Here is a 6,206-nt window from a genome sequence, read left to right on the forward strand (position 1 = left end):
TAGAATAAAATAAATAGAAAAAAATAGAAAAAATACTGGAAAAATATTACAAAATATGCTATGATATTTCCATAATAAATAAAAAAACATATATTATGGAAAGTGAGGAATAAAGATGACATTTGACATGTTTCAGGAATACATAGAGGAGCATATTTTAGAAGGCTGGAAAAGTGATGTGGAATTAGATGTTGCTATGGTAACGAAGAACAATGGGGTACAGTTAAGAGGACTGTATATTAAGAGTAAGGAGATGAATGTTTCTCCGGCAATCTATCTGGATGAGTATTATAGTTATTATTTAAAAGGGGAGAGTCTGGAAGAGATTATTCGCAGAATTCGAGAAGAATATGAATGGAAGATTTCACGAGTTGCGGATTATCATTTTAAGTTGGAGAAGTTTGAGTATGTAAAGGACAGAATTATTTATCGGCTTGTGAATTATAAGAAGAATGAAGAGATTTTAGAAGATTGTCCTTATTTAAAGTTGTATGATCTCGCGCTGACATTTCGCTGGGTGGCACATAGTGATGATATAGGGATTTCTACAGCGCTTGTAACGAATCAGGAGATGGAAGCGTGGGGGATTTCTATGAACGAGCTTTTGTTAGCGGCAAGAGAGAATACACCGAGATTATTTCCGGCACAGATGGTGGATATGGATGAGATGATTCAGAGAGCAGGGGTTTGTATGCCAATGGATCGTTCGGCGATCCCTATGTATATTATGACGAACAGACAGGAAGTGAATGGGGCTTCTGTACTGTTATATGATGATGTATTGCAGACATTTGCCTTGAAAAAGAAGACAGATTTTTATATTCTGCCGAGCAGTATCCATGAAGTGATTCTGGTGCCGTCAGATAGAATTGATAATCCATCAGATCTTTTTACTATGGTAGAGGATGCAAATAGAACAGTAGTTGCCCTAGGAGATATATTATCAGATTCTGTATATTATTATAATAGAGAAAAGAATCAGATTGTACCAGTTACAGAGGAAAAGAGAATTGTGTAGAATTTCATAATATATTTGTGCAAGTCTTTCAAAATTCTGTTGATGAAAGCATCTGGTTGAAAATATAAAGGGCTGTGCTATACTTGTAGTTACATTTATTTTGTTTAGAGAGCAGGTGACATCAAAGTGAAGAAATGGAAGATATTGTTGAATATTATTATGGAATTGCTTGTGTTTTTTGGTATGGCAATGATTTTGATTTTTGGAATTCCAAAGTTGATGGGGTTTTTCTGGCCATTTGTAGCCAGTTGGATATTGGCGTTACTAGCCACACCGTTATGTAATTTCCTGGAAAAGCATATTAAGCTGAATAAAAAGTGGTCTTCGGCTGTAATTATTATTTTGGTTTTGGTGCTGATTGCAGGGTTAGGATATATTGCGATAACGAAGCTTGGAAGGGAGTTAATGGAACTTTTTTCTGGAGCGCCGGCATATTATGGATATGTGAAGACGACCATAAAGCTGTTGAGTAAGAACCTTACAGATATAGTTTCTCCAATTTCGGCTGATTTTGGTAATCAGATACAGGTCTTTTTTAATAATCTTCTTAGCCAGATGGGCGGAGTGATTAATAAGTTTGCTCCAAAAGGAGTGGAGATGATGGGAACAGCAGCGGCAGATCTGACGAATGGATTTATCGGAACGATTGTGATGATTATTTCAGCATATTTTTTTATTGCGGATAGAGAGAGACTGGGGGAATTTTTCTGGAAGGTAGTTCCGGAAGATATTGGACAGACGGCAAGGGATATTAAGGATAAAGTTTTTGCTGCTCTGGGTGGATTTTTCGTAGCGCAGGTTAAAATAATGTGTATTGTTTTTGTGATTTTACTGATAGGATTTTTAATTATTGGTAACCCATATGCGCTTTTACTTGCGTTAGTAATTTCCATTGTGGACCTGCTGCCTATTTTAGGGACGGGAACGATATTGATACCATGGACTCTTATCTGTTTTTTGCAAAGAGATTATCGTCAGGCGATGTTCCTTATTATTTTATATGTTGTATGCCTGGTTGCAAGGCAGTTCCTGCAGCCAAAGATGATAGCTGATAGCATGGGGCTAGATTCAATGACGACGCTTGTATTAATTTACAGTGGGTATAAGTTGGACGGGATGAAGGGAATGATTCTGGCGTTACTTATGGGGGTTGTTATTATCACATTATATAAACTGGGATTATTTGACCGAAAGATTCAGAGGATGAACAGACTGTTGTATGAATACAGACATTGTGAAGATAATATTACTCGAAAAATGTAAAATATGATAAAAAATCAGATAATTATGTAGAATAATTATAATTATCTGAAAATATATTGACTTGTATCTAGCATTGTGCTAAAATAATGCTATCCTGACCGGGAGAAGGCAGGTAGTTTGATAATGGAGGTATTCCGATGTTTAAGGGAAGAGTGAAGTGGTTTAACAATCAGAAGGGGTATGGGTTTATACAGGATGAGAGTGGCAAAGATATCTTTGTACATTATACAGGACTGAATATGCCAGGCTTTAAATCATTAGAAGAAGGGAATGAGGTAGAGTTTGATATTGTTCAGGGAGAGAAAGGACCGCAGGCTTCGAATGTTGTGAGGCTTTAAAAATACATGGGATGATGCCGTTGCAGTAATTGATTTGCAACGGCTTTTTTTGTATAATAAACAAAGAATAGAAGATGAATATAAAATAGAAACTTGAGGAAATGATAATGAGACTTTATTTGATTCGACATGGAGAAACAGCACTGAATGCGAAGGGGTGTTATTATGGAAGAACAGATGCCGTTCTTTCTGAAAAAGGGATTTCCCAGGCAAGATATTTAAAAGAAATCTTAAAAGAAGTTTCTTTTGATTATATAGTAGCAAGTCCATTAGTTCGTGCATATAATACAGCACAGATTGTGATGGAAGAGCGAGAGCAGGAGATCTTTGGTGATCGACGCCTTATGGAACAGGATTTTGGTATATTTGAGGGGATGACTTATAAAGAAATCCAGAATACCTATCCAAAAGAGTTGGATGCCTGGAACGAAGAATTTTCTACATACAGGATTCCAAAAGGAGAAAGCTTTGCAGATGTGCGTAGCAGGGCAGAAGATTTTTTAAGGGACATTCCGTCAGGAAGAGAATCTAAGGGAGAAAAGATGCTTATTGTGGCACATAAGGGGACACTTGGACATCTTTTGGCGGCGATGCTGAAGCTGCCGCTGGATGGATACTGGAACTTTGTATTTGAACAGGGATGTTATAGTGTAGTTGATCTGGAAGATGGCTATGCAATTATACGAAAGTTAAATGCAAGCATTTTGGTTGAAGGAGAACCGGCATCCGTAAAAAGTGTGAAATAACAAGGGTAGAAAAAGCAGAGACAGGACAAGTGATTGTGTAACTAGAGAAGACAACAAGGAAGGAAATAAATAAACAGAGGCAAAAGAATGGACTTATTTGAATATATGAGTATGCAGAGGAAAAAGGAAGAATCGCCTCTTGCGGTGAGAATGCGTCCTAAAAATCTTGATGAAGTTGTAGGACAGCAGCATATTATAGGAAAAGATAAACTTTTATATCGTGCGATCAAGGCGGATAAGATTAGCTCGCTGATTTTTTATGGTCCTCCTGGAACAGGAAAGACAACATTAGCAAAAGTAATCGCGAATACGACGAGTGCAGATTTTGTGCAGATGAATGCAACTACTTCGGGTAAGAAGGATATGGAACAGGCAGTATCTCAGGCTAAAGATGCATTTGGTATGTATGGTAAGAAAACGATATTGTTTATTGACGAGATTCATCGTTTTAATAAGGCACAGCAGGATTATCTGTTGCCGTTTGTGGAAGATGGTACGGTCATTTTGATTGGAGCAACAACAGAGAATCCGTATTTTGAAGTGAATAGCGCCCTGCTTTCCCGTTCCCAGATTTTTCATCTGGAACCATTGTCACAGAAAGATATTTGTAAATTAGTGAAAACTGCAGTGGAAGATAATGAAAGAGGGATGGGAGCATATGGTGCGGAAATCACAGAGGAAGCAGCACAGTTTATTGCGCAGATGGCAGGGGGAGATGCAAGAAGAGCGCTTAATGCAGTAGAGCTTGGTATATTGACTACAGAGCCGGATGAGAATGGAAGGACATTAATTGACTTGACAGCAGCGGAAGAATGTATTCAAAGAAAAGCAGTGAACTATGACAGGGATGGCGATAATCATTACGATACAATTTCTGCATTTATAAAAAGTATGAGAGGAACAGATCCGGATGCAGCTGTGTTTTATCTGGCACGCATGCTTGATGCAGGCGAAGATCCAAAGTTTATTGCCCGGAGAATCATGATATGCGCCTCAGAAGATGTGGGCAATGCAGATCCGCAGGCGTTAGTAGTTGCAGTAGCAGCTTCTCAGGGAGTCGAGAGGATTGGTATGCCGGAAGCTAGAATTTTGTTGTCGCAGGCGGCAGCCTATGTGGCAAGTGCACCAAAAAGTAATGCGTGTATCATGGCGGTAGATAAGGCGTTATCTATGGTACGGAGCCAGAATACAGGGCAGGTTCCTCCGTATTTAAGAGATGCTCATTACGGAGGAGCAAAAAAATTAGGACATGGAATTGGTTATAAATATGCGCATGATTATCCGGAAAACTATGTAAAACAACAGTATCTTCCAGATGAGGTAAAAGAGGAACGATTTTATATTCCTACAGAAAATGGTTATGAGAATCATATAAAAGAGTACTTAAAACATTTAAGAGAGGATCGTTAAAAAAGAATTGTTATGAAAAAAGTAAAAAGAATAGCAGCATTGTTGATAGTAATCTTTTTGATCGCGATGGTTTTTGTTACATTATATTGTGCGATTACGGGGAGTCCATATTTTATGGCATCTTTGTTTACGATGCTTGCGTTACCGTTATTGATTTATGCATATATGTTTATCTATCGAATCGTAAAAGATAAAAACGAGAAAAAATAATCATTTCTTCTTGACAATTATTTATTAATAAGATATTATATAAACATTGTCAAAGTGAAAGTTACTGTTATTAATTTAGCGGTAGTTATATCTTTTATGAGTTACTATAATATAATGTTTCAGAATTACGGGAGTAGCGTTATCTACAGAGTAATTCGTGACATCATGTAATAATGGGATTAATAAATATGATTTAATATAAGAAAGGGGTTTATTATGCCAGAATTAAAAGGAACAAAAACAGAACAGAATTTAATGACAGCTTTTGCAGGAGAATCTCAGGCAAGAAACAAGTATTCTTATTTTGCAAGTAAGGCAAAAAAAGAAGGATATGTTCAGATTGCAAATATTTTTGAAGAAACAGCTAATAATGAGAAAGAACATGCAAAGATGTGGTTTAAACTCCTTGAAGGAGGAGCAATCCGCTCTACAATTGAGAATCTTCAGGCAGCAGCAGAAGGTGAGAACTATGAGTGGACAGATATGTATGCAACTTTTGCAAAAGAAGCAAGAGAAGAAGGTTTTGATGATATTGCGGAGAAGTTCGAAGGTGTTGGCGCCATTGAAAAGGAACATGAAGCAAGATATTTAAAACTTCTTGATAATGTAAAGAAAGAAATTGTTTTCTCCAGAGATGGTGATACGATTTGGCAGTGTGCAAACTGTGGACATATCTGTGTTGGAAAGAAAGCACCAGATGTATGTCCGGTATGTGATCATCCACAGTCTTATTTCCAGATTAAAGCAGAGAATTTCTAGATTTTATATAGACGAAAAAAGAAACCATGCCCTATCCCATCTGCGACTAAAGAGCAGATGGGATAGGGCATGGTTTCTTTTTTTTTGACCATCTTAAATCCACAAATCTGGAAATTTTCATAAATAAAATCCTTTTGTTTGCCATAGGCGGAAACCCACTACCTTTAGGTGGTGGGAGGAGCCTTGTAAATCTTTAGTCGTTAACCCTGATTCTCAATATATTTTTGTATAGTGGTTGAAGATATTTCTCCAATGCTACAAGAAAAATATCCGTCTGACCCAAATATCTTCTTTTTCCAATACTGTTTAGATAGAAGCGAACTATATTTGTGCCATAAATAATACGTTGTTTCTTGCTTTACAATTTTGACAATATCGCAAACTTTATCTGTTGTATCGTAACTTAATAAGAAATGTATATGATCTTTGTCGGTTTCTATAGCAATAATTTCGTAGCCATAA

At 36.9% G+C, this 6,206-nt stretch carries 8 protein-coding genes; 7 read left to right on the top strand and 1 reads right to left on the bottom strand.

The annotated features are described in order from the left end of the window. Positions 1 to 115 precede the first annotated feature (115 nt). The 7 genes from FYJ25_RS11475 to rbr all read left to right on the top strand — a co-directional run bounded on the left by FYJ25_RS11475 (position 116) and on the right by rbr (position 5,744). A complete protein-coding gene (locus FYJ25_RS11475; protein ID WP_021907758.1) occupies positions 116 to 1,018 on the top strand; it encodes a DUF5688 family protein in 903 nt (300 codons plus the stop codon). 126 nt (positions 1,019 to 1,144) lie between these two features. After that, the gene (gene ytvI, locus FYJ25_RS11480) at positions 1,145 to 2,281 is read left to right on the top strand and encodes a sporulation integral membrane protein YtvI (protein ID WP_154581348.1); all 1,137 of its coding nucleotides are present in this window, start codon (positions 1,145 to 1,147) and stop codon (positions 2,279 to 2,281) included. A 137-nt stretch (positions 2,282 to 2,418) separates the two neighbouring features. Continuing rightward, positions 2,419 to 2,619, top strand: coding sequence for a cold-shock protein (locus FYJ25_RS11485; RefSeq protein WP_021907760.1), 201 nt, complete (start codon positions 2,419 to 2,421; stop codon positions 2,617 to 2,619). Positions 2,620 to 2,726: 107 nt separating this feature from the next. Next, positions 2,727 to 3,365: an alpha-ribazole phosphatase gene (gene cobC, locus FYJ25_RS11490; protein ID WP_167513822.1), complete on the top strand. Its 639-nt coding sequence runs from the start codon at positions 2,727 to 2,729 to the stop codon at positions 3,363 to 3,365. Positions 3,366 to 3,452: 87 nt separating this feature from the next. Further along, complete coding sequence (locus FYJ25_RS11495) at positions 3,453 to 4,775, top strand: replication-associated recombination protein A (RefSeq protein ID WP_096239420.1); 1,323 nt, start codon at positions 3,453 to 3,455, stop codon at positions 4,773 to 4,775. A gap of 12 nt (positions 4,776 to 4,787) precedes the next feature. Beyond that, positions 4,788 to 4,985, top strand: a complete 198-nt coding sequence (locus FYJ25_RS11500) for a hypothetical protein (RefSeq protein WP_096239421.1) — start codon at positions 4,788 to 4,790, stop codon at positions 4,983 to 4,985. Positions 4,986 to 5,201: 216 nt separating this feature from the next. Next, positions 5,202 to 5,744 carry a rubrerythrin gene (gene rbr, locus FYJ25_RS11505; protein ID WP_021907763.1) on the top strand — a complete coding sequence of 181 codons (543 nt, stop codon included), beginning with the start codon at positions 5,202 to 5,204 and terminating at the stop codon, positions 5,742 to 5,744. A gap of 200 nt (positions 5,745 to 5,944) precedes the next feature. On the opposite strand, the gene tnpA is transcribed toward rbr, so the two are convergent. Beyond that, positions 5,945 to 6,206, bottom strand: a 262-nt coding sequence (tnpA, locus tag FYJ25_RS11510; protein ID WP_154581350.1) for an IS200/IS605 family transposase, incomplete at its 5' end; no start/stop codon positions are given.

Origin of the sequence: Anaerobutyricum soehngenii (genome assembly GCF_009697165.1) — a bacterium.
Classification (GTDB): domain Bacteria; phylum Bacillota; class Clostridia; order Lachnospirales; family Lachnospiraceae; genus Anaerobutyricum; species Anaerobutyricum soehngenii.

What these genes read in the sequence shown, in the direction of transcription:
- rbr (WP_021907763.1), top strand. Translation starts at nt 5,202, where the DNA reads ATGCCAGAATTAAAAGGAACAAAAACAGAACAGAATTTAATGACAGCT.
- FYJ25_RS11495 (WP_096239420.1), top strand. Translation starts at nt 3,453, where the DNA reads ATGGACTTATTTGAATATATGAGTATGCAGAGGAAAAAGGAAGAATCG.
- FYJ25_RS11485 (WP_021907760.1), top strand. Translation starts at nt 2,419, where the DNA reads ATGTTTAAGGGAAGAGTGAAGTGGTTTAACAATCAGAAGGGGTATGGG.
- cobC (WP_167513822.1), top strand. Translation starts at nt 2,727, where the DNA reads ATGAGACTTTATTTGATTCGACATGGAGAAACAGCACTGAATGCGAAG.
- FYJ25_RS11475 (WP_021907758.1), top strand. Translation starts at nt 116, where the DNA reads ATGACATTTGACATGTTTCAGGAATACATAGAGGAGCATATTTTAGAA.
- FYJ25_RS11500 (WP_096239421.1), top strand. Translation starts at nt 4,788, where the DNA reads ATGAAAAAAGTAAAAAGAATAGCAGCATTGTTGATAGTAATCTTTTTG.